The sequence below is a fragment of the Catenovulum sp. 2E275 genome (assembly GCF_025515275.1).
Lineage (GTDB): Bacteria > Pseudomonadota > Gammaproteobacteria > Enterobacterales > Alteromonadaceae > Catenovulum.
This window is the reverse complement of the sequence record NZ_JAOPFU010000002.1, coordinates 17,416-38,073: the sequence shown is the minus strand read 5'-3', so window position 1 is coordinate 38,073 and position 20,658 is coordinate 17,416. Positions and strand designations below refer to the sequence as shown.

Sequence of the window (20,658 nt, the reverse complement as noted above, 5' to 3'; positions counted from 1 at the left end):
ATTCGCAGCTAAAATTAACTTATTAACCATGCGGGCTAACAATTATTTTGACTAACCGGTTGTCGCTAAAAACGAAACTCAGTTTATTGCTTTATTCTGTTATCGGCTATTTATTGCTGCCGGTTATTTTGTTGTATCTGGCGCGGCGAATGCTGAAAAGTAAAGATTACCGTCAGGGATTTTGGCAAAGGTTAGGGTTTATTCGTGGCAATTTTAACGGCTGTATTCATATTCACTGCGCTTCTTTAGGCGAAGTTAACGCAGCTAAAAATCTGATTGAACAATTAATAAATACCTACCCTAAACACACTATTGTGATCACCAACTCAACGCCAACCGGAGCAGCACAAGTTGAGCATTTATTTGGCTCAAAAGTCACTCAATTAATGGCACCTATTGATGTGTGGGGCGCGAGCCGCAGATTCAGCAAAAAATTATCGCCAAGTTTGTCTGTATTTACCGAGGTAGAAATTTGGCCAAATTGGCTACTGTCACTTAACAAACAAAATACTACTTTGGTGATGGTTAATGCCCGTTTATCTGAAAAGTCGTTTAAGCGTTATCAATCGTTAGCTGCTTTGTTTAATCCTGTGATTGGCTGCTTTAGTTGGATTGGCTGTCAGAGCGATCAAATCGCCAGTCGTTATTCCTGCCTATCGGCCAATAAAGTCAGCGTAACCGGTAATTTAAAATTTGATTTGCAAATTAATCCAGATATCGCGGCAAAGGTAAGTCAGTTAACTCAACTGGTTACAGCAACTCGGCCTATTTGGGTTGGGGCAAGTGTTCATCCGGGCGAATATGAGCAAGTGATTAATGCGCATTTGAAAATTGTTAAGCAAAAGCCAGATGCTTTATTGGTGTTAGTACCTAGGCATCCCGAGCAATTTAATAAAGTTGCTGAGTATTTAACCGGCCAAAATATTCAGTTTGTTAGCCGCACCAAACAAACTGAGATTAGTTCAACACATTCTGTTTGGTTAGTGGATACGTTAGGCGAACTGATGTCATTTTATGCATTGGCTGAAATAGCGTTTGTAGGTGGCAGTTTGGTTGATCGTGGTGGGCATAATCCGCTTGAACCGGCAGCGTTAGCCAAACCTGTAGTTATGGGGCCTTATCAGGTTAATTGTTTGGATATTTGTCAGGCGCTTCAGGATAAGCGAGCTTTAGCAACAATAGATAATGCAAATGAATTAGCCGAAGTGATTTTACGATTATGGTCTGATCCTAATTTATATCAACAAGCTGCAGTTGCCGCCAGTGAAGTCGTTATGATCAACCAAGGCGCGACTTTAAAAACGCTGTCCGCGATTAAAAAAATTCAGCCTGCGCTGTTTTAAAACCTACACCGCTTTAAATTACGCTCGAAAATAATTTAGCTTTCAGCTAAGGTTAAATGAGTCCATTTGCTTTTTTGTTATCCAACAAGGAGGTCTCAAATGAGCTTTCCATTCAAAGCTATCTTTTTTGATTTAAGTGGTGTTTTATATCAGGGCAATCAAGTCATTAATGGTGCTCTAAGCGCAGTTAAAAAAGCCCGCAGCCTTAATTTAAAGCTGAGATTTGTCACCAATACCGCTAGTAAACCCAGTTATGTCATTTTAGATGATTTACAAAACATGGGGTTTCAACTCTCGCCGGATGAATTATTTACCGCGCCGATTGCAGCCAAACAGTATATAGAGCAGCAAGGGTTACGTCCTTATTGTTTGATTCATCAGGCAATTAAAACCGATTTTGCCAAAATAAATCAAACCGATCCTAATTGTGTGTTATTGGGTGATGCGGGAGATGATTTAAATTATCAAACGTTAAATGTTGCATTTCAGCTTTGTCAGCAAGGTGCGCCTTTAATTGGAATTGGCATGAATAAATATTATAAAGCCGATGATGCATTAGTTTTAGACGCCGGACCTTTTATTAAAGCCATTGCATGGGCTGCATCTAAACAGCCGATTATTATGGGTAAACCGGATAAACATTTTTTTGCTCAAGTAGTTGCTTCAACCGGGTTAAAAGCTGAGCAGTGTTTAATGATTGGCGACGATGTTAAAGCTGATGTGTGTGGCGCTCTTGATGCCGGTTTAGGCGCTTGTTTGGTGAAAACAGGTAAGTTTCAACCGGATGATTTAACTCACTTGCCAAAAGCTGCTTATTGCATTGAATCGGTAGCCGAATTATTTGAGCAGATATGATAAAATTAATTTTTTCATATCTCGTCACGTGAGAATTATGCTGGGCTGTATTAAAAAGTTAAAATCTAATCATTCAACGCCAATTGAATATAAACTGCCTTTGGGTGATCAACTGGTTAATTTAAATCAGTATATTGGGCAAGCGATTAAACTAACTCATACCGGAAATATTTATTGTTTAAATTGCAGTAAAAAAACTAAAAAAAGTTTTTCTCAAGGTTATTGTTTTAATTGCATGCGTAAATTAGCCGCATGCGATATGTGCATAATGAAACCCGAAACTTGCCATTATCATTTAGGTACTTGTCGGGAGCCAAAGTGGGGCGAAGATAATTGTATGATCCCGCATTATGTTTATCTGGCCAATACCTCGGGGTTAAAAGTGGGCATCACCCGTCATACTCAAATACCAACCCGCTGGATTGATCAAGGTGCAACTCAAGCTTTGCCTATTTTTAAAGTAAAGACCCGCCGGATTTCTGGTTTAGTGGAAATTGCATTAGCCGAGTTTATTGCCGATAAAACCAACTGGCGCGCGCTATTAAAAGGCGATAATGCCGAATTAGATTTATTAGCTAAAGCCGCAGCATTAAAACCCTTAATTGCTGAAAAATTAGCGGATATTAAATTAAATTTTGGTGAAGACGCGATAGAAGAGCTTAATGAATCCGTTGTTGATTTAAGTTTTCCGGTGACTCAATATCCAACTAAAATTAAGTCATTTAATTTTGATAAAGAAGCAGAAGTGAGCGGTGTACTTGAAGGAATAAAAGGCCAATATTTAATTTTTGATACGGGTGTAATTAATATTCGCAAATTTACATCTTACGAATGCGAGTTTGAAGCACTTTAATACCTAACTATATGAGAGCAGTAGAATGGATTGCTCTCTAACTGGCTATATAATCTGATAGCCAGTTAATAAAGCTTGCCAGTTATCGTCTTGCCAATAAAATTGAGCTTGTTTGTTTTTTTCTTTTTTGAGCGATACAAGTAAACGATTCAAGTTATTTTGCTGCCAACTTTTATCCGGTGTTTTAAAGCGGCCGCGATCAAAATCAATAATCCAGACTTTGCCTTGATTATCCAACATTATGTTATGAATATTTAAATCGGCGTGAAAAACCCCCGCCTGATGAAATTGAGCAATGGTTTTGCCAATGGTTTGCCAAACCTGATTATCCAGCGCTTGTTTTTGTAAAATATGAAAAACGTCAGACGCATTCGGTATTTGAGTCATCACAATATCGGCAGAATATAAATGCAGAGTTCGGATTAAACGTGCTGCAATGGGCGTTGGTACTGGCAGCCCAAGTTGTTGCATTTTTTCAAGCAAAGCAAATTCGCAATAGACCCGGCTACGTTTTAAACCGGTATAAAAATAACCGTCGTTGGCAAATTTACCAATTAATCCGCCACGATAATAATGGCGTAATACATAGTTTTGCTGCTGGTGGGCAAAAAAGTATGTCGTATTTCGCCCCACAGACTGGCCAGTAATCGCGTTTTGATTTTGCCAGAATGCAGGCTCAAACCAGTTATCTGAAATATCCAGCGGCTGATTAGCAGAGCTAATTAAATAAGTTTGTTTGGCAAGTTTAGAAATTGTTGGCAAAACCGATTAACCCAATAAAAAATTTAGCCAAGTATACTGATTTAACTTAATAACCACAAAAATTCTCTTATTGTTTAATTTTGTGATTAGGCCAACTTATGGCAGAATTTTGGTAATAACTTTATCGCAATAATTAAGGCTTTAATTTTTAATGACTTCCAGCCAGTCTATTCAATCTATCTGTATTTTGCGCTTATCAGCAATTGGGGATGTATGCCACGCAGTTGCCAGTGTTCAAGCTATTCAGGCACATTATCCAAACGCTAAAATAACTTGGGTGATAGGTAAAATTGAAGCCATGTTACTAAAAGATTTACCCGGTGTGCGGTTTGTTATATTTGACAAAAAGCAAGGCTGGTCAGCGTATCAACAACTTAAACGGGATTTGCCGGAAAAGTTTGATGTTTTGCTGCACATGCAAGTTGCGCTTAGGGCAAATATTGCAGCGTTTTTTATTAAAGCGAAACGGAAAATTGGATTTGCCCCGCATTTATCAAAAGAGCTACATAGTTTGGTGATAAATGAACATGCCCCGGCTTTAGCTCAGCCACATGTGCTGGATGGCTTTAAAGCGTTTACTGCAGCCATAGGCGTACCGGATTTTAACCCGAGTTGGTTTATTCCGGTATCTGATGATGATAAAAAATGGGCGGAAGCTCAGTGCAATACTCAACAACCAGTGTTAGTGATTGCGCCAGCGGCTAGTAAAGCCGAGCGTAACTGGCTGGCAGATCGCTATGCTAAATTGGCGGATTATGCCGTTGATAAAGGTTTTTGGGTGATTTTAAGTGGCGGCCCAACCGCAATGGAAAAATCATTAGCACAGGATATTATGGCGGCCAGTCAAACCAGTTCCAGTGACTTAATAAAAAACTGTGTTGGACAATCAAGCTTAAAACAGCTGTTGGCGTTATTAGCCAGAGCCGATTTAGTGATAGCACCAGATACAGGGCCTGCGCACATGGCGGTGACTCAAGGTACACCTGTGATTGGTTTGTATGCACATAGTAATCCAGCCCGAACCGGGCCTTATTGTTATCAAAATTATGTTGTCGAAGTGTATCACCAGCATTTAACCGATCAGTTTGGTCAATCGGCTGACAAATTAAAATGGGGCACCAGAGTAAAAGGTGAAAATTTAATGGCAGATATAAGCCTTGAAGCTGTAATTAAGATGTTTGATAAAGTGGTTGCAGAGCAGGGTATTAAAAGTGAATAAAGCCTTATTGTTAGACAGAGACGGCATTATTAATCACGATTTTGCTTATGTGCATAAAATCGAAGATTTTAAATTTACCGATCATATTTTTGCGTTGTGTAAACAGGCACAAAGCTTAGGCTATTTAATTGTGGTGGTGACTAATCAGGCTGGCATTGCCCGTGGCTATTATACCGAGCAAGACGTCAGGCAGCTTCATCAGTGGATGATTGCTGAATTTGCCAAACAAGAAATTACAATCAGCAAAGCTTATTATTGTCCGCATCATCCCGAATATGGCGGTACGCAATATTTACACAATTGTTTGTGTCGTAAACCTATGCCGGGCATGTTATTGCAGGCAAAACGTGAATTTAATTTAGATTTAACCCAATCTGTGATGATTGGTGATAGAGAGTCAGACGTAAAAGCCGCATTAGCTGCTGGAGTTAACCGGCGAATATTAATTCAATCTGACTATACCAAACAGGATAATTTAGCCGCCTCTGCTGCAACAGAAGTGGTTGAATCACTTACACAAGTTAAATTTGATTAATTAAGGTGGGTTTATCATCTAGAGAAAAAGTAAGTAGCTAACTAACAAGGAATGAGCAACCAGCTAGCTAACTACTTACACGCCACGGAGATAACTTGACAACTGTGGGTTATTATCAAGTCATTTATAGAGTAACTTAATTTTACTTAATTACAAGTGATAATTGTTATCATTTTTATTTTTTGTGATTTATCTATTTAACCTCAACTCCGGATTCAGGATAAGAAGTTAGTTAAAGCCTTAAATTGCCTGGCTGTGACTAGTGCATTTAACTCAGTTATCAGGAAAAATAACCACTAGAAAGCAACTTGTTATCCAGAATTAAGGTTATTTAGCTGTCGCGATTACATCCAATCCGTGAGCAGAAAGCTACCTAAATTTATGTAAAATAAGTTGGTTTGTACTCAAGCAGATTATAAATTTTAGAGATCAGGAAAGGTGTATATTTTTAGGAATGGTAAGTAGTTAACCAGCAAGGAATGAGCAACCAACTGATTAACTACCTACACGCCACGGAGATAACTTGATAACTGTGGGTAATCATCAAGTTGTGTATAGAATAGCGTAGTTAAATTATATTGCAAGTGATAATTGTTATCATTTTCAGTAAAGTGAATATCGATTAGTTATATATATCTAACTAATTGTTCTATTTTTGTTCAATCAATCAGTTTATTCCCCTTTGTTCCATTTTTTACCACTTTTCAGCCACTTGAATCACACCCTTGTTTTTGCGTGATTTTCTTCGCAGATTAAGCGTATTTTTTATCTTGACAAAGCTTTGATCGGTACTCAAACTGTGAAAAAGTGGTATAAAGTGGATCAAAGTGGGATTATAATACCAGCTTAGATCTCATCTGTTTTTAATAATAAACAAGGCCGATTCTAATAAGAATTGATAAATAGGATAAAAAACAAGTGTTTAGAGGCGCTAACGCAATCACAATGGACGATAAAGGGCGGATTACAATTCCAACCCGATATCGTGAGTTGCTGCAAGAAGAATGCAGCGGCCAGATTGTATGCACAAAAGATGTGTCTCAACCTTGTTTATTAATGTACCCATTACATGAATGGGAGCAGATCGAGAAAAAATTAAGAAACTTGTCTGATACCAATCCGGCTGAACGTAGATTTAAACGTGTGTTATTAAGCCATGTGATGGAAGGCGAAGTAGATAAAAATGGCCGTTTATTGATTTCTAATACGCTACGTAAAGTCATCGGCTTAGAAAAACAAATTATGTTAGTAGGTAGCTTGAATAAGTTTGAAATTTGGGATGAGGCTGTATGGCAAGCTCAAATTGATGATGATTTAACTCAGATCGCGGCTGATGATTATGAGCTAACCGATAAGCTACAAGATTTTTCATTATAAAAATTAACAAATAAGCAGAATTGAACATGCAGCCAGAAAGCGGACATATCAGCGTTTTATTACAAGAGTCAGTCGATGCGCTGGCAATAAAACCAGACGGCGTATATGTCGATTGCACATTTGGCCGAGGCGGACATAGTCGGTTGATTTTAAATCAGCTTGGTGAAAGCGGAAAATTAATAGCGATTGACCAAGACCCAACCGCTATTGCATGGGCAAATGAACATTTTAATCAGGCTAACTTTGAGATTGTGCGAGGTAATTTCAGAGATTTAGCTGACATTATCGAAGCGCGTGGTTTAACCGGCAAAGTGGATGGTGTATTAGCTGATTTAGGAGTAAGTTCGCCTCAGTTAGACGAAGCCGAACGCGGATTTAGTTTTATGCGGGATGGACCGCTGGATATGCGCATGAACCCCGATGTAGGGGAATCTGCGTCTGAGTGGTTACAGCACGCAAGTGAAGATGAAATTGCCTATGTGCTGAAAGAGTATGGCGAAGAAAGATTTGCCAGAAAAATTGCCAGAGCCATTGTGCATGACAGAGTTGAAACGCCATTTACCCGAACAGCACAGTTAGCTGGGTTGTTAGGGCGAATTATTAAAAAGAAAGAGCCGGGGAAAAATCCGGCAACCAGAAGTTTTCAGGCGATTCGGATTCAGGTAAATGGCGAATTAGATGCGATAAAACAGGTACTGGAAAGCGCTGTTGATGTGGTTAAAAAACATGGACGCATTTCTGTCATTAGTTTTCATTCGTTAGAAGATCGCATAGTTAAACGCTTTTTTAACGAGCAAAGCAAAGCTAAAGCTGTACCAAGAGGTTTGCCAGTTACTGACGCTGAGCTAAATAAAGATATAAAGCTCAAGTTAATTGGCAAAGCGATAAAACCAAGTGACGCTGAAATTACGATGAATCCACGTGCTCGAAGCTCTGTGTTAAGGGTTGCGGAACGTGCCGTCGATTAATGAAAAGCAAGATAAAACGACGGATAAATCAAGGCAGCCCGGACTGGTTTCCAGCATTATTTCGGACTGGCTTGAACATAAAATAACTATTGCTTTATTGCTTTTTGTGTTGGCAAGTGCGTATGCAGTGATTTATTACGCGTGGAATAATCGCCAATTAAACACAGAGTTACAGCGGTTACTGGAAGATAAAGACAAACTGGATATTGACTGGCGGCACATGCTGCTTGAAAACAACGTGTTATCTGAACACAACCGGGTTGAGCAGATAGCGAAAGATAAACTGAATATGCAAAGGCCATCGGGCGAGCAAGAAATTATTATTAAAACACCATGAATAAGCGAAAAGTAATTAAACAAACAGGGACAATACGCTGGCGCTTAGTAACAGTGTTTGGCCTTATTGCGCTTGTTTTTTGTGGATTAATTGCCCGTACTGCTTATATTCAGGTTATCTCGCCAGACGAATTACGTAAACAAGGTGATTTGCGAACCCATCGCCAACTGTCTGATGACGTACTCAGAGGGATGATTACCGACAGAAATGGACTGGAATTGGCAATTAGTGTACCTGTTAATACCGTTTGGGCTGATCCTGCGCAGGTAATTGAAAAAAATGTTTTAAGCAAAGACAGAGAATGGCGAGCGCTGGCCGATATTCTGGATACAGATGTTGATCAATTAAAACAAAGAGTCGCGGCTAATCCCAAAAGCCGTTTTGTGTATTTAGCTCGCCATGTATCACCCGCGATGGCTGATTACATTAAAAACTTAAATCTGTATGGCGTTTATTTACGACCAGAATCTAAGCGCTATTATCCGGCTGCTGAAGTTAACGCGCATGTGGTGGGCATTACCAATATAGATGATCACGGTATTGATGGTATTGAAAAACTATTTGATGATTCATTAACTGGTGAAAGTGGCAAAAAGAATATTTTACGTGATGCACATGGCAGAGTGATTGAGGTTTTATCTGAGCAGGCTGCTAAAGAGGCTAAAAATGTCACTTTATCTATCGATCAGCGTATTCAAACGCTAGCTTATCAAGAGCTTAAAAAAGCGGTTCAGTATTATCAGGCGGATTCAGGATCTTTAGTTGCCTTAGATGTTAATACGGGTGAAATCTTAGCCATGGTAAATAACCCGTCGTACAACCCAAATAATCGTAAAGGGATTAGCCCGTCGGTCATGCGTAACCGAGCGATTACCGATACTTTTGAACCTGGCTCTACCTTAAAACCGCTGGCGGTTATATCTGCTCTAGAATTTGGCTCAATTAAAGCCAATACAGTGATTAATACTTCACCGGGTTGGATTATGTTTGGTGGTCGTCGCGTACGAGATCCGATCAACCGTGGCGAATTATCTATTGCCGAAATTTTACAAAAATCCAGTAACGTAGGTACAACTAAACTAGCATTGTCATTGCCGCATGAGCAATTTTTGGATGCTTTTTATAATGTTGGTTTTGGCAGTGATACCGGAACTGGATTAATTGGTGAAAGCGCTGGTATTTTTTACGACAGACGGCGCTGGTCTGATTTTGAATTGGCAACCTTATCTTTTGGTTATGGTTTATCGGTTACTTCACTGCAACTGGCGCAAATGTATTCAGTAATTGGTAATGGTGGGGTACGTCGGCCGTTATCTATTTTAAAACTGGATAAACCGCATGAAGGTGAACGCGTTTTCAGTCAAAAAGCCTCTGAAGAATTATTGAAAATGCTAGAAACTGTAGTTGACGATGGTGGTGGTAAAAATGCAGCTGTTGAAGGTTATCGAGTTGCAGGTAAAACCGGTACATCACGTAAAGCTGTCGCTGGTGGTTATGGTAATGACTATGTTGGTTTATTTGCAGGGGTTGCGCCGGTTTCAAATCCAAGAATTGCATTAGCTGTTGTGATTAATAATCCTAAAGGGGATGTTTATTACGGCGGTGATGTAGCTGCACCTGTTTTTAGTGCTGTTATGGGCGGTGCTTTGCAAATTTTAAATATTCCGAATGATAAAAACAGCAATGACGATATCCAATTAGCCAGTGTAAAAGGAGATCGTTCAAGTGCATATTAATTCAAATTTTATTACTCGCTTAAACCAATTATTGGGCTGTTCATTACCAGATATTCAGGTCAAGGGTATTTGTATTGATAGTCGGGAAGTTAAACCCGATTTTTGCTTTTTGGCTCTAGCTGGTCAAAAAGTACATGGTTCAACATTTAATGACTTAGCAGTAGCCAAGGGTGCAAGTTTAATTTTGGTTGATACCAACGAGCAAGAATTACATGCGCAGCAAAGTTTAATTGACGGCAAAACGGTTTGCCTGTTTGTGTGTGGCTTAAACCAGTTAGCTGGTGAAATTGCCGCTTTATTTTACCGCCCGACAGATAAGACGATGGCGTTAATTGGGGTAACCGGCACCAATGGTAAAACCTCAGTTTGTGAAATGATTTATCAGTTAGCTGAAAATTTAAATCAAAAAGCGGCTTATATGGGCACTTTAGGGGTTAAATATCAGGCTCAGTTAGCTCAAACTGGATTAACCACACCTGATGCTGTAAAAGTGCAGCGTTATTTAGCTGAATTTGCTGAACATGATTGTCAGCTTGCTGCAATGGAAGTTTCATCGCATGCGGTTGTTCAGCATAGAATTGCTGGTTGTCAGTTTAATCAAGTTGTATTTACAAATTTATCGCACGATCATCTGGATTATCATCAAACCATGCAGGCCTATTTTGAGGCTAAAGCCAGTTTGTTTTTACAAAATCCAACCGCTTTACAAGTGATTAATACGGATAGCGAATACGGCCAAAAATTATTTAACCAACTACACGCTGTCGTTGATTCTGACAAATTATTTGCTGTGGGTTTAAATGCAGAACACTTCTCGAATAACTATTTAAAACTGGTAACGGCTGAGCAGCTACCGAATGGTTTTTCACTAACAGTAGAAGTTCAATTACCTGCAACTAATAGCGTTTTACAGCAAACATTTAAATTACCGTTAATTGCGCAGTTTAATGTTGAAAATGCACTGTTAGCCATTGCTTGTATGTTGAATCAGGGTTTTGAATTAGCGCAGGTAGCAAAAGCTGCGGGTCTGTTAAAACCGGTTGCCGGACGGATGGAAGTATTTACTACGGCAAAAAATGTCAATCTGATTGTTGATTTTGCGCATACCCCAGACGGATTAGAAAAAGCCTTAACTGCTTGTAAAGCACATTGTAGCGGTGATGTTTGGGTTGTATTTGGATGCGGTGGTGACAGAGATAAACAAAAGCGCAGTAAAATGGGACAAATTGCTGCTTTGTTGGCTGATAAAATTATTTTAACCAACGACAATCCGAGAACTGAATCACCAGAAGCAATTGTTGAGCAAATTATTGCTGGGATTCAGGCAAAAGATTATCAAGTCGAATTTGATCGCAAAAACGCAATAAAACTGGCTTTGGCTAATGCCAACAGTCAGGATTGTATTTTAGTGGCAGGTAAAGGCCATGAAACTTATCAGGAATTTGCAAACGGTAAAGTGAATTATAACGAGCGTTTGTATGTTGCTGAATTAGCCGCGGAGGTTGCAGCATGATCCCGGTTAAATTATCTCAATGGCAACAAATCACCCAGGGTCAAATGCTTGGTGACGATATTGAGCTTAGCTCTATCAGCCATGATAGCCGTCAGCTTGATAATGTCGATGTTTATTTAGCCATTAAAGGCGATAAATTTGATGGTCATGCATTTTGTCGGGAAGCGGTTGAAAAAGGCGTGAAATGTTTAGTGGTTAATCAACCTCAGGATTTAGCCGTAAGTCAACTAGTGGTGGCCGATACCCGAATTGCATTGGGTCAAATTGCAGCATACAACAAGCAAGTCGCCAATGTGAAAACAGTCGCAATTACCGGTAGTTGCGGTAAAACAACGGTAAAAGAAATGCTGTTGTCGATTTGCCAATTAGCCGGTCAAACTCTAGCGACTAAAGGCAATTTTAATAATGATATTGGTGCGCCATTAACTTTATTGAGATTATCTGAGCATGATCAATATGCAGTGATTGAGCTGGGCGCGAATCACCAAGGTGAAATAGCCTATACCGCAGGGTTAACTCAGCCGGATGTTGCTGTGATTAATAATGTGGGCGCTGCACATTTAGAAGGATTTGGCAGCCTTGAAGGGGTTGCTCAGGCTAAAGGTGAAATTTATCAGGCGTTACCACAGCACGGGATTGCCGTGGTTAATTCTGATTCTGAATTTGTTCATTTTTGGCAAAACGATATTGCGCATCTTCAACAAATCAGTTTTTCAACAGCGCCATTCGCGGATGTTTATTACAAAAATTTAAGTTTGGATGAGCAGCTTAATCCATCATTTGAATGGGTTTATCGAGGCCAAAGTTATTTTGTTCGTTTGCCTCTGGCTGGTGAACATAATGCTAAAAATGCCTTGGCTGCAATTAGCTGTGCGCTAGCTCTGGGGATTTCTGCTGAACTGATTAACCTGGGTTTAGCTCAGGTTAAAAGCACTAATGGCCGAGCTCATGTGCATCAAATTAATCATCAAATTAAATTAATTGATGATACCTACAACGCCAATTTGTCATCAATGAAAGCCGCCGTTGATTTATTAGCTAAAGCGCGCGGACATCACTTTTTTGTAATGGGTGACATGGGTGAGATGGGCGATTACGGGCAAGACTTGCATCAACAAGTTGGTGAGCATGTACGTAATCAACAGATTGAACATTTTTATACCTTAGGTGAGTTAACTCAGTTTGCACAATTTAAGCCTGAGTATCACTTTAAGCAAATAGAGGGATTAATCGAAACAATAAAACAGGATGTTAAAGCGATTCTTTCAGCTGATTCAAAAGCTGAAATCAACATTTTAGTTAAAGGCTCTCGCAGTGCTCAAATGGAGCGAGTTGTAGTAGCTCTTAAGCCATATTTTGAGGAATTTTTTGCATGTTAGTTTGGTTGGCGCAGTGGCTACAACAAAATGTGGATACCGGGTTTAATGTTTTTTCATACCTGACTTTTCGCGCGATTTTAAGCATTTTAACTGGCTTAGCTTTGTCTTTATTTTTAGGTCCTAAGTTAATTAGATATTTACAAAAAATGCAGATTGGACAAACGGTTAGAACTGATGGTCCAGAATCGCATTTTTCAAAGTCAGGTACGCCGACTATGGGCGGTATTTTGATTTTAGGGGCAATATCTACCTCTATTTTATTATGGGCAGATTTAACCAATCGTTATGTCTTAATTACCTTATTTGTGGTGGTGGCTTTTGGACTTATCGGCTTTGTGGATGATTACCGTAAAGTAATCCGAAAAGACAGCAAAGGGTTAATTGCCCGCTGGAAATACTTTTGGCAATCAGTGACCGCAATTGCAGTGGCTTTAACTTTATTTTTAACGGCCCGACAAGAAGTTGAAACTCAGTTATTAATTCCGTTTTTAAAAGAGGTTATGCCTCAGCTGGGTATTTTTTATTTGGTGACAACTTATTTTGTGATTGTGGGGACTAGTAACGCGGTTAATTTAACTGACGGATTAGACGGTCTTGCAATTGTACCCACCATTATGGTGGCTGCGGCATTTGCAATTGTTGCTTATGTAACAGGCAACGTGAATTTTTCGGCTTACTTAAATATTCCGTTTATACCCGAAACCAGTGAGCTGGTGATTGTGTGTACTGCCATTTTTGGGGCTGGGTTAGGTTTTTTATGGTTTAACACTTATCCGGCACAAGTATTTATGGGCGATGTTGGGTCACTGGCTTTGGGTGCAACTTTAGGTGTGATCGCTGTAATGGTCAGACAAGAAATTGTACTTGTGATTATGGGCGGTGTGTTTGTGATGGAAACCGTATCGGTTATTTTGCAAGTTGGCAGTTACAAATTACGCGGTACCCGAATTTTTAGAATGGCACCGATTCATCACCATTATGAATTAAAAGGTTGGCCGGAACCGAGAGTGATCGTTCGTTTTTGGATTATTAGCTTGGTATTAGTTTTAATTGGTTTAGCGACACTGAAATTGAGATAGGTAGAAATGTCAGAGCAAATACTTGCAAAGCCAACCGTTAAAGAAACCATAGGGCGCTTTTTTGAAAGCGCTTTTGGCGTTTCGTCTGAGCATGCTTTGTATGATCGTAGTATTTTGCTTATCGCTATAACTTTAGCCTGTTTAGGGTTGGTAATGGTGGCTTCGGCCTCAATTCCGTATGCGATGCGTGAATTTGATAACCCGCTGCACTTTGTAATCAGACATATTATTTATCTGGTACTGAGCTTTATAGCAATGGGCGCAGTCATGAAACTGCCAATCAGTTGGTGGGAAAAATTTAACCCGTATTTGTTATTTGTCGCTTTAGGGTTGCTGATTGCCGTATTAATTATGGGTAAAACGGTAAATGGTGCAACGCGCTGGTTATCGTTTGGTCCATTAAATATTCAGGCCGCAGAGCCTGCTAAGTTATTCTTTTTTGCGTATTTAGCCGGTTATTTGGTTCGTCGGGAAGCGGATTTAAAACAAAACTTAAAAGGGTTTTTAAAGCCGCTCGCGGTATTTTTTATACTGGCCATTTTGTTATTGATTCAGCCAGATTTAGGTACAGTGGTTGTGATGTTTGCAACTACGGTTGGTTTGCTATTTTTAGCCGGCTCTAAGCTAATTCAGTTTTTTGCATTATTTATGACTGGGATTATGGCAATTGTTGCTTTGATTATTTTAGAGCCTTACCGGTTAAAGCGGGTGACGTCATTTTTAGATCCGTGGCAAGACCCATTTGGCTCAGGTTATCAGTTAACTCAAAGTTTAATGGCGTATGGTCGTGGTGACTGGTTTGGCACTGGGTTAGGTAACAGTATTCAAAAATTAGATTATTTACCCGAAGCACATACTGATTTTGTCGTCGCCATTTTGGCTGAAGAGTTTGGTTTTATCGGGGTGAGTTGTGTGATTGCGCTGACTTTTTTCTTGGTTGCTAAGGTGATTAGTTTAGGTAGCCGGGCAATTAAAAAAGAAAATGTATTTGCCGGTTATTTAGCTTATGCCATTGGAATTTGGATTAGTTTTCAAGCTGCGGTCAATATTGGTGCGAGTGCCGGTATTTTACCGACTAAGGGGTTAACTTTACCTTTAGTCAGTTATGGCGGTAGTAGTTTAATTGTAATGAGTGTGGCTATTGGTTTGGTTTTACGCATCGATTATGAACAAAGATGCAGTCAGTTACAGGCAACTCGTGGCAGTAAGCGGGGAAAACCCAATGACTAAACGAATATTAATTATGGCGGGTGGAACTGGCGGACATATTTTCCCCGGATTGGCGGTTGCACAAGAGTTATCAACTAAAGGCTGGCAAGTTTTATGGCTTGGTACAGCCGATAGAATGGAAGCAGATTTAGTGCCTAAAGCGGGTTTTGATATTGAGTTTATTAATATCAAAGGGGTTAGAAATAAATCTAAACTGGCTAAGTTTAAATCTCCTTTTATGGTGTTAAACGCGGTTATGCAAGCGCGTAAGGTGATTAAACAATTTAAACCGGATGTTGTGGTTGGTTTTGGTGGTTATGTTGCTTTGCCGGGTGGGATTGCAGCTTGGTTGGCAAAAGTACCTTTGGTGATTCATGAGCAAAATGCGGCGGTTGGTTTAACTAACAGAATTTTAAGCCGTTTTGCGAACAAGGTCTTAGTTGCTTTTAGTGGTTTTGAGCATTTAGGGAATAAAATGGTGCGTGTGGGCAATCCGCTCAGAAAACAGATAGCACCCGCCGTATCACCTAAAGTAACGGCACCTGTTTCGATTTTAGTTGTGGGTGGCAGTTTAGGTGCGCAGGCGCTTAACCAATATGTGCCCAAAGCGCTTGCTGGTTTTGCACAAAATGATTTTTGTGTGCTGCATCAGGCAGGAAAAGGTCAGCAGGCTGAAACTGAACAAGCGTATCAACAAACTGCAATTAATTACCAGGTAGTTGAATTTATTGATGATATGGCAAGCGCGTACGAAAAAGCTGATTTAGTGATTTGCCGCGCTGGTGCATTAACTGTTTCTGAGATTGCCGCAATAGGCAGAGCAAGTATTTTTGTGCCCTTGCCACACGCAGTTGATGATCATCAAACCTTTAATGCAAGGGTATTGGTTGATGCCAGTTGTGGTTATTTATTACCACAAAATCAATTAGCTAATGGTGAATTAGCCCCTTTATTAGCGCAAATTAAAGCAAAACCAGAGCAGTTAATTGAAATGGCTGCTGCGTGTAAACAAGTGGCGGTACTTGATTCTAGGGAAAAAATTGGCACTTTGCTTGAGCAATTAGTGCAGAGTAAATAATTCAAGGTAAAGATGAAAATGAATAACAAGAGTGATTTTACAATTCCAGAAATGCGCCGAGTTCAACTTATTCATATGGTTGGCATTGGCGGAGCTGGTATGTGTGGGATTGCTGAGGTCTTGTTGACTGATGGTTATAAGGTTTCAGGTTCGGATATCGCTGAAAGTGTTAATACTCAAAGACTTTCAGAGTTAGGCGCGGATATTAAAATTGGTCATCAGGCAGATAATATTAAAGGCGCGGATGTGGTTGTGATCTCCAGCGCGGTTGATAGCTCTAACCCCGAAGTTGCAACAGCATTGGAGCAGAGAGTACCAGTTATTCGCCGTGCTGAAATGTTAGCTGAGATTATGCGTTACCGTCATGGTATTGCGGTGGCTGGAACACACGGTAAAACAACAACTACCAGCTTGGTTTCAAGTATTTTTGCCGAAGCCGAGTTAGATCCAACTTTTATTATTGGTGGTCGTTTAAACAGTGCAAAAACCAACGCCAGATTAGGTAAGAGCCGCTATTTGGTTGCAGAGGCCGATGAAAGTGACGCATCGTTTTTACATTTGCAGCCAATGGTGTCTATTGTGACCAATATTGAAGCTGACCACATGGATACCTATGATGGTGACTTCGATAAAATGTTGCTGACTTATAAAGAGTTTTTGCACAACTTACCTTTTTACGGTTTGGCTGTGTTATGCATTGATGATGAAAACGTACGTAAGTTAAGTTTAGAAATTGGTCGTAATTATTTGACCTATGGGTTTAGTGAAGATGCTGATTTTTGTATTAGTGAGTTTAAACAAAACGGCACAAAAACCTGTTTTACAGTGAAACGTAAAAATTTAACCGATTTATCAGTAGAGCTAAATCTACCGGGTAAACATAATGCGTTAAACGCAACCGCAGCAATAGCTGTCGCAACCGATGAAGGTATTGATGATAGCCAGATTTTAGCTGCGTTGGCTAAGTTTGAAGGTATTGGTCGCCGTTTTGAAGCTATGGGGCAGTATCCGTTTGGTGGTGGCTCAGTTGAATTTTTAGATGATTATGGTCATCACCCAACTGAAGTATTAGCCACCATTAAATCGATTCGCGCGGCTTATCCAGAAAAAAGACTGGTTATGGCTTATCAGCCACACAGATATACCCGAACCCGTGACTTATATGATGATTTTGTACAAGTATTGTCTCAGGTTGATGTGTTGTTATTACTTGAAGTTTATAGCGCAGGGGAAGCCAGTATTGTTGGTGCAGATAGCCGCCATTTATCGCGTTCTATTCGCCAGCGTGGACAGGTTGATCCTATTTATGTGGCAACGCCAGCGCAATTGCCAGCAGAATTGGCTCGGGTTTTACAACCTAATGATCTCTTTATTACCCAAGGAGCAGGTAATATAGGAGCTATAGCTAAGTTATTGAAAGAACTTAATTTAGATGAAAACGAAATGATAAGATATAGCTCAGCCCAGGAGCGTTTAGTATGAGTCAGTTTGCAAAAGTAGCGGTGGTTTATGGCGGTGAATCGGCTGAGCGAGAAATTTCATTAAAGTCAGGAAAGGCTGTTCATAAAGCTTTAGTTGCACAAGGTGTGGATGCTGAGCTGGTTGATACAAAAGAAATCTCCCCGTTATTACTAAAACAGTTAGGGTATCAGGCTGTTTTTATCGCGCTGCATGGGCGTGGTGGTGAAGATGGGGTGATTCAGGGATTGTTAGAAAGCTTAAAGCTGCCTTACACCGGCAGTCGAGTTTTAGGCTCGGCGTTGGCGATGGATAAAATTAGAACCAAACAGGTGTGGCAAAGCTGTCAGTTACCAACGGCTAAATATGTCAGTGTGAAACGTGGGCAGGAAATTGAATATTCCACCATTATGCAGCAGCTTGGCGATGTCGTTTTTGTAAAACCAGCGCGTGAAGGTTCAAGTATCGGCATGAGCCGAGTTACTAATGCAGCCGAATTAGAACAAGCAGTTACAACGGCTTTTGAATTTGATGAAACGGTATTAATTGAACAGTGGATTAATGGTCCTGAATATACGGTTTCTATTTTAAATGGCCGGGCTTTACCAGCAATTAGAATGCAGACTCAACGCAGTTTTTATGATTACGAAGCTAAATATTTGTCGAATAGCACTGAGTATTTATGCCCTTGTGGATTATCTGAGACAGATGAAATTTATATTCAGCAACTGGCTCTCGAAGCTTTTGATGCAGTAGGGGCAAGTGTTTGGGGACGTATTGATATTATGCGCGATGCTGATGGTCAGTTTTATTTATTGGAAGCGAATACGGTACCCGGCATGACAGAAAAAAGTTTAGTGCCAATGGCAGCTAAAGCTGTGGGTTTGAGTTTCGAACAACTGGTTTTAGATATTTTACAGGCAGCAAGGTAACAGGATGCAAACCTGGTCGCAGAAATTAAAACAACTTGAGTGGCCATTTTGGATAGGCTTTGTGTTTTTTATTGCTGTGATTGGGTGTTGTGTGCATTTAATGCTGTCGGCCAACGATTGGTTAAAAGATAAAAACCAATTACCAATTCAATATTTGGTTGTTGAAGGGGATTTAACTCAGGTTAATCACCAAATGGTATTAACTGCACTTAAACCACAAATGCAATCTAGTTTTGTGGGGTTAGATGTAAACGCGGCTCAAGCCAGTGTCGAGAATTTGGATTGGGTATATTGGGCGGCCATTCGTAAAGAGTGGCCCAATACCATAAAAGTGAATTTGGTTGAGCAAAAAGCCAAAGCAAAATGGAATGATGATTTTTTATTAAATCATTTGGGTGAAGTATTTAAAGCTGATGCCAGTTTATTGGCTAATGCTTTACCGAATTTGCATGGCCCAGATGATGAAGCAAGTAGTGTGCTTAAACATTACGAAGATTTTTCAGCTTTACTGGCGCTGCATGATATGAAAGCTGTAAAGCTGACGATAACAGACAGACATTCGGTGCAAATTACCTTAGATAATGGCATCGAATTAAAATTAGGCAGAGAAAACTGGCTGGCAAGAATTAAACGATTTTTAGAGTTTTACCCTAGGTTGGCAAAGCAACATCAAATACAATATGTCGATTTGCGATATGATACCGGGTTTGCGGTTGGTGAACTTAAACAAAAAGCAACAATAACAGGTTAATTGGCAGATAAAACAATGTCCAAAGCATTAGATAAAAATTTAATTGTGGGTTTAGACATAGGGACATCAAAGGTTGTCACTGTGGTTGGAGAAGTGCTGCCTGACAATACAGTGAATATTGTTGGTGTTGGTACGCACCCGTCTGAAGGTATGGATAAAGGCGGAGTCAATGATATTGAGTTGGTTATTAAATCAATTAAGCGCTCAGTTCATGAAGCAGAAATGATGTCAGACTGCCAAATTTCATCCGTTTATTTGGCTGTATCTGGTCGCCATGTGAAATGTCAGAATGAAAATGGCATGGTGCCAATTAATGAAACTGAAGTGACTCAGGATGATGTGGATAATGTTATTCACACTGCTAAATCTGTACCTTTAGCAGCTGAGCGCATGGTGCTGCATGTATTACCGCAGGAATATAATGTGGATGTGCAAGAGGGGATAAAAAGCCCAATTGGTATGTCTGGCGTGCGTTTAGAAGCTAAAGTGCACTTAATTACTTGTGCCAATGATATGGCGAAAAACATTGTGAAATGTGTTGAGCGCTGTGGATTAAAAGTAGATGCATTGGTTTCATCTTCTTTAGCATCAAGTTATGCCGTTTTAACCGAAGACGAAAAAGAACTAGGCGTTGCGGTGGTGGATATTGGTGGCGGTACTATGGACTTAGTGGTTTATGCCAATGGTGCCATTCGTCATACCTCTGTCATTGCTGTGGCTGGTAATCAGGTGACTAAAGATATTGCGCAAATTTTTAGAACGCCTTTAAGTCACGCTGAACAAATTAAAGTGCAGTATGCCTGTGCTCAACGACACATGGTGAGTTTGGAGGACAGTATTGAAGTGCCAAGTGTTGGCGGTCGTCCGGCTCGTTCTATGTCTCGTCATACATTGGCCGAAGTGGTAGAGCCAAGGTATCAGGAATTATTTGATTTAATACTGGCAGATATTCGTGCAAGCGGTTGGGAAGAGCAAATCGCGGCTGGTATTGTGCTAACAGGTGGTACAGCCAAAATGGAAGGGGCTGTTGAGTTAGCGGAAGAAGTATTTCAAATGCCGGTGCGTTTAGGTAGTCCGGTAAATTTGAAAGGACTCACTGAATATGTTGAAGACTCAGTCTATTCAACCTCAATTGGCTTGTTACATTATGGCAAACAAAATCTACAGGTAGTTAATACCGACCATAAAGAAAGCCAAGGTGTAGGGGACTGGTGGAATCGTATTCAAAGTTGGTTTAAAGGTGAATTTTAATTTTTTTATGCAGGTGTGTTAGG

Annotated in this window: 19 protein-coding genes; 18 read left to right on the top strand and 1 reads right to left on the bottom strand. The window is 40.0% G+C overall.

Annotated elements, in window-relative coordinates:
• Positions 1–47 precede the first annotated feature (47 nt).
• From waaA to N7931_RS01150, 3 genes are all read left to right on the top strand, one after another.
• Positions 48–1,343 carry a lipid IV(A) 3-deoxy-D-manno-octulosonic acid transferase gene (waaA, locus tag N7931_RS01160; RefSeq protein ID WP_316250556.1) on the top strand — a complete coding sequence of 432 codons (1,296 nt, stop codon included), beginning with the start codon at positions 48–50 and terminating at the stop codon, positions 1,341–1,343.
• Between the two features lie 99 nt (positions 1,344–1,442).
• Positions 1,443–2,198, top strand: a complete 756-nt coding sequence (locus tag N7931_RS01155; protein ID WP_262791410.1) for a TIGR01458 family HAD-type hydrolase — start codon at positions 1,443–1,445, stop codon at positions 2,196–2,198.
• Between the two features lie 37 nt (positions 2,199–2,235).
• Positions 2,236–3,051: a DUF2797 domain-containing protein gene (locus tag N7931_RS01150; protein ID WP_262791409.1), complete on the top strand. Its 816-nt coding sequence runs from the start codon at positions 2,236–2,238 to the stop codon at positions 3,049–3,051.
• A gap of 45 nt (positions 3,052–3,096) precedes the next feature.
• Here the strand turns inward: N7931_RS01150 and N7931_RS01145 are convergent, their stop codons facing one another.
• Positions 3,097–3,813, bottom strand: coding sequence for a 3-deoxy-D-manno-octulosonic acid kinase (locus N7931_RS01145; protein ID WP_262791408.1), 717 nt, complete (start codon positions 3,811–3,813; stop codon positions 3,097–3,099).
• A gap of 151 nt (positions 3,814–3,964) precedes the next feature.
• Here N7931_RS01145 and N7931_RS01140 point away from each other — a divergent pair, with 151 nt between their 5' ends.
• The 15 genes from N7931_RS01140 (at position 3,965) to ftsA (ending at position 20,635) form a co-directional block, all read left to right on the top strand.
• Positions 3,965–5,032, top strand: a complete 1,068-nt coding sequence (locus N7931_RS01140; RefSeq protein WP_262791407.1) for a glycosyltransferase family 9 protein — start codon at positions 3,965–3,967, stop codon at positions 5,030–5,032.
• Entirely contained in the window at positions 5,025–5,567 is a 543-nt protein-coding gene (gmhB, locus tag N7931_RS01135) for a D-glycero-beta-D-manno-heptose 1,7-bisphosphate 7-phosphatase (protein ID WP_262791406.1), read from the top strand. The genes N7931_RS01140 and gmhB overlap by 8 nt, the downstream gene beginning before the upstream one ends.
• Before the next feature lie 918 nt (positions 5,568–6,485).
• A complete protein-coding gene (gene mraZ / locus N7931_RS01130) occupies positions 6,486–6,944 on the top strand; it encodes a division/cell wall cluster transcriptional repressor MraZ (protein WP_262791405.1) in 459 nt (152 codons plus the stop codon).
• 26 nt (positions 6,945–6,970) lie between these two features.
• Positions 6,971–7,912 (top strand): 16S rRNA (cytosine(1402)-N(4))-methyltransferase RsmH, encoded by a 942-nt coding sequence (gene rsmH, locus N7931_RS01125; RefSeq protein ID WP_262791404.1) that lies wholly within the window; start codon positions 6,971–6,973, stop codon positions 7,910–7,912.
• A complete protein-coding gene (ftsL, locus tag N7931_RS01120) occupies positions 7,899–8,249 on the top strand; it encodes a cell division protein FtsL (protein WP_262791403.1) in 351 nt (116 codons plus the stop codon). The genes rsmH and ftsL overlap by 14 nt, the downstream gene beginning before the upstream one ends.
• Before the next feature lie 53 nt (positions 8,250–8,302).
• Positions 8,303–9,985, top strand: a complete 1,683-nt coding sequence (locus tag N7931_RS01115) for a penicillin-binding transpeptidase domain-containing protein (RefSeq protein ID WP_316250555.1) — start codon at positions 8,303–8,305, stop codon at positions 9,983–9,985.
• Entirely contained in the window at positions 9,975–11,498 is a 1,524-nt protein-coding gene (locus tag N7931_RS01110; RefSeq protein WP_262791401.1) for a UDP-N-acetylmuramoyl-L-alanyl-D-glutamate--2,6-diaminopimelate ligase, read from the top strand. The genes N7931_RS01115 and N7931_RS01110 overlap by 11 nt, the downstream gene beginning before the upstream one ends.
• Positions 11,495–12,877 (top strand): UDP-N-acetylmuramoyl-tripeptide--D-alanyl-D-alanine ligase, encoded by a 1,383-nt coding sequence (murF, locus tag N7931_RS01105; RefSeq protein ID WP_262791400.1) that lies wholly within the window; start codon positions 11,495–11,497, stop codon positions 12,875–12,877. The genes N7931_RS01110 and murF overlap by 4 nt, the downstream gene beginning before the upstream one ends.
• Positions 12,871–13,956, top strand: a complete 1,086-nt coding sequence (mraY, locus tag N7931_RS01100; protein WP_262791399.1) for a phospho-N-acetylmuramoyl-pentapeptide-transferase — start codon at positions 12,871–12,873, stop codon at positions 13,954–13,956. Before murF ends, mraY begins: the two co-directional genes overlap by 7 nt.
• A gap of 6 nt (positions 13,957–13,962) precedes the next feature.
• On the top strand, positions 13,963–15,186 hold the full coding sequence (ftsW, locus tag N7931_RS01095; protein ID WP_262791398.1) for a cell division protein FtsW: 1,224 nt from the start codon (positions 13,963–13,965) through the stop codon (positions 15,184–15,186).
• Positions 15,179–16,243, top strand: a complete 1,065-nt coding sequence (gene murG, locus N7931_RS01090; RefSeq protein WP_262791397.1) for an undecaprenyldiphospho-muramoylpentapeptide beta-N-acetylglucosaminyltransferase — start codon at positions 15,179–15,181, stop codon at positions 16,241–16,243. The genes ftsW and murG overlap by 8 nt, the downstream gene beginning before the upstream one ends.
• A gap of 12 nt (positions 16,244–16,255) precedes the next feature.
• Complete coding sequence (murC, locus tag N7931_RS01085; protein WP_262791396.1) at positions 16,256–17,725, top strand: UDP-N-acetylmuramate--L-alanine ligase; 1,470 nt, start codon at positions 16,256–16,258, stop codon at positions 17,723–17,725.
• Complete coding sequence (locus N7931_RS01080; RefSeq protein WP_262791395.1) at positions 17,722–18,633, top strand: D-alanine--D-alanine ligase; 912 nt, start codon at positions 17,722–17,724, stop codon at positions 18,631–18,633. The genes murC and N7931_RS01080 overlap by 4 nt, the downstream gene beginning before the upstream one ends.
• Before the next feature lie 4 nt (positions 18,634–18,637).
• Entirely contained in the window at positions 18,638–19,384 is a 747-nt protein-coding gene (locus tag N7931_RS01075) for a cell division protein FtsQ/DivIB (RefSeq protein ID WP_262791394.1), read from the top strand.
• Positions 19,385–19,399: 15 nt separating this feature from the next.
• The gene (gene ftsA, locus N7931_RS01070; protein ID WP_262791393.1) at positions 19,400–20,635 is read left to right on the top strand and encodes a cell division protein FtsA; all 1,236 of its coding nucleotides are present in this window, start codon (positions 19,400–19,402) and stop codon (positions 20,633–20,635) included.
• The last annotated feature ends 23 nt before the right edge of the window (positions 20,636–20,658 follow it).